This is a genomic window from Arthrobacter sp. HMWF013, from assembly GCF_003061105.1.
Taxonomy (GTDB): Bacteria; Actinomycetota; Actinomycetes; order Actinomycetales; family Micrococcaceae; genus Arthrobacter.
The window spans coordinates 1-3,127 of sequence record NZ_QAIQ01000631.1 but is presented as its reverse complement, the minus strand read 5'-3'; the positions used below and the strand labels follow the sequence as shown (position 1 = coordinate 3,127).

Genomic DNA, 3,127 nt, shown 5'->3' with positions numbered 1-3,127 from the left:
GCTTTCAGCCCCTGTAGTGCCACTGACGGCGGCAGCCGCAGCCCGCTGAGAAAAAACTGGATGGCCACCGCGATGCCACCGGCGGTGGACAGGACAGGGCCAAATGCGTCGGGTGGCGGAAACAAAGCCGCCCCCACAAGGGTGGCCAACAACAGCACAATAAAGGGATCTATCCACGCAGACCTCCGACGGAGTGAATGCGCGTAAGTTGCCGTTTTTCCCATGTCACAACATCCTTCTCCAGTAAAGGACTTCAGAATACTGTAGACAATCTGACGAAAGTGCACCGCGTGTAAACCCTGTGTAAACTCACCGCCCCCTCTTCATTCGGTGAATGTGTAGACAGTAGTCTTGGATCATGATTGTCCAGGAAAGCCTCGTCTCCCTTGCTGCCAACGAGATCCGAAAGCTGATTGTGAGCGGAGAGCTGGCGCCGGGCGACAAACTGAACGAGCCCCCGCTGGCCGAACGCCTCGGGATCTCCCGCCCTCCCCTCCGGGAGGCCTTGCGCACCCTTGAGAGCGAGGGCCTCCTGGAACAGTCGCCACGCCGGGGCTACCGCGTGGTGGCCATGACAGAGTCGGACATCGACGAGATCTACTCCCTCAGGCGCGCTCTGGAAATGTTCGCTTTGGACCGCCTCTTGGCACAAAGGGATCCGTCCACTTATGCGGCCCTCGACCCGATCATGAAAGCCATGCGTTCTGCGGCCAAACGGGGAGACCAGGCTGCAGTCATCCAGGCGAACGTTGACTTCCATACGGCGCTGGTGGACGCGGCCGGGCACCGGAGACTCAGCGACACATACCGGACCCTGATGTTACAGATGCAGCTCTGCATGGCAGCCAACGTCCTGAACGAGGCCCGGACCAAAGGCGACCTCACCAAAGGCTGCGACCGGCATGCGGAGCTGTTGGAGTGCCTCCGCTCCGGGGACCCGAAGCGCATCCGGCGTGAATTTGAAGAACACGGCGAACGGGATTACCTGGAAAGACAGGGCGCAAGCGACACATTGGCCGCTGCACAATGAGCCCCTCGCTGCTGAGCAGCATCAACGCCGGCTACCAGGACGCCACCGCCCTTGCCGAGGCGGTGCAGGCGGGCGCGCTGACTGCCACTGACGTGGTGGCCGCCGCGCGAAAAAGAGCCAGCTCAGAAAAAGGACACGCGCTCAATGCTTTCATCACCGAAGACTGGGACGGCGCGGCCGCGGCGGCCGCCTCCCTCGATGCCCGCCGTGCGGCCGGCGAACCGCTGGGCCCGCTGGCAGGAGTGCCTTTCAGCGTCAAGGACGTGATCGCTGTTGCCGGGCTTCCGGTGACGGCTGCCAGCCTCGCGTTTGCCGGCACGACGGCAACAACCACGGCCCCCGCGGTGCAACGGCTGCTGGACGCCGACGCCATCCTGATCGGAAAAACCAACTGCCCGGAATTTGCCTTCGGGGTCACCTGTGACAGTCCGCTGAACGGCAGGACCGGCAACCCCCGATTTCCGGCCGCGACCCCAGGTGGTTCCAGCGGCGGGGAAGCCGCCTCGATCGCGGCAGGCATCTCCGCGCTGGGTGTGGGAACAGACTTCGGCGGATCTTTGCGATGGCCGGCCCAGTGCGTCGGGATTGTTGCATTGCGTCCAGGAATTGGAGCGTTGCCCGGCGAAGGGCAGGTGCCGGGGCTTGGCGGAAACTTCGGCTCTGAAGGCGTGCTGCCTGCGGTCAGCCCGGGAATGCAGGGCTCGTTCCAGACGATCGGCCCGCTTGCGCGCTCGGTGCGTGATCTGCAGGTGGCCTACCGTGTGATGTCCGGCGTGGAAGCAGACGCGGGAACCGGACAAAGCGCCGCGTTCCGTGTTGGATGGAGTGACGGCCGCGTCTTTGGTCCGGTCCGCAGCGAAGTCAGCGCGCTGATGGGGCGGCTGGCAGCTGCACTTGCCGCGGCGGGTCACGCGGTAGAGCAGCAGCCCGACCTGCTGGCGGAGTGCCTGCCTGCCTACAACCGCTTGCGCGCGCTTGACCCCATGCTCGATCATGCCGCTGCCGTCGCCGGCAAAGAGGACAGCGTATCCGGGCCCAACCTGGAGACCATCCGGGAATCACTCAGGGCCTCCTCCGCGGACACAGGCCTGGCGTGGGCAGCCGCCGAGTCTGCGCGCCGGCAGGCTCTCCGCCAGATCAATGCGGTGGACGTTGTCCTGCTTCCGGTGGCCGGGGGCCCCGCGGCGGACGTTGAAGGCGTACTGGATATAGACGGCCGGCAGCTGCAGGGTTGGGAAGTCATGGGACCCTGCCGGGCCGTGACCTTGACAGGCTGCCCCGTGGTGTCACTGCCGGTGGGATTGTCTGCAGAAGGGCTCCCTCTGTCCGTGCAGGTGATAGCCCCTCCGGGAGGTGAGCTGACCGCCCTCGCCTTCGCCGAGCTGCTGGAGGCTCTGGTTCTCGAGCACAGCGTGAAGCCCGCAGGGGACCGTACGGCCAGCTAACTGTAAAATTGTCTACAGAATTCACAATTAACATAGTCGAAACGAAGCAGGCGATCCCCGGACACACGGAGCCCATAGCGTCTTCCCTGTCAGCAACCATCACTGGCAACGGATTACTGAAAGTGGGAAGCAACGCATGTTTTCACGCACTAGCAAAGCCGCCGTCGTCGCGGCTCTGGCCGCCCTCACCCTGGCCGCCAGCGGCTGCTCGGCCAGCAGCTCCGCCTCTGCGGACACGGCTCCGAAGGAAAAATTCACCATCGCCACCAGCGGCACCTTCCGGCCCATTACTTTCTCGGAGGCCGGAAAGCTGACCGGCTTCGACATTGAAGTGGGCACGCTGATCGCCGACAAGCTGGGCATGGAAGCAGAATTTGTCGAAGGCCAGCTGACGGGCTTGCTTCCCGGACTGAACAGCGGAAAGTTCGACGCCGTGATGTCGGGACTGACCATGACCGAACCCCGCAAGCAGTCCATCACTTTCTCCACCCCCTACCTGGCGGACGGTGCGGTTGCCGTTGTGAAGAAGGACAACACCTCGGTGGAGCAGGTCAGCAAGCTGGACGGCTTCATTGTCGGCGCCATCGGCGGCTCAGGCACCGAATCCGATGTCAAGGGCATCGGCGGTTTCAAAGAGCTCAAGGCCTATCCC

Annotated in this window: 3 protein-coding genes and 1 pseudogene; 3 read left to right on the top strand and 1 reads right to left on the bottom strand. The window is 63.8% G+C overall.

The genetic code is table 11. The features are described 5' to 3' along the window. A pseudogene (locus DBR22_RS24210) lies at positions 1-224 on the bottom strand (bile acid:sodium symporter); the annotation flags it as partial. A gap of 134 nt (positions 225-358) precedes the next feature. On the opposite strand from DBR22_RS24210, the gene DBR22_RS20970 reads away from it, so the two are divergent. The 3 genes from DBR22_RS20970 to DBR22_RS20960 form a co-directional block, all read left to right on the top strand. Then, positions 359-1,030 (top strand): GntR family transcriptional regulator, encoded by a 672-nt coding sequence (locus DBR22_RS20970; RefSeq protein WP_108600580.1) that lies wholly within the window; start codon positions 359-361, stop codon positions 1,028-1,030. After that, positions 1,027-2,475: an amidase gene (locus DBR22_RS20965; protein ID WP_108600579.1), complete on the top strand. Its 1,449-nt coding sequence runs from the start codon at positions 1,027-1,029 to the stop codon at positions 2,473-2,475. Before DBR22_RS20970 ends, DBR22_RS20965 begins: the two co-directional genes overlap by 4 nt. Before the next feature lie 136 nt (positions 2,476-2,611). Next, on the top strand, positions 2,612-3,127 hold a 516-nt coding region (locus tag DBR22_RS20960), incomplete at its 3' end, for a transporter substrate-binding domain-containing protein (protein WP_146187606.1).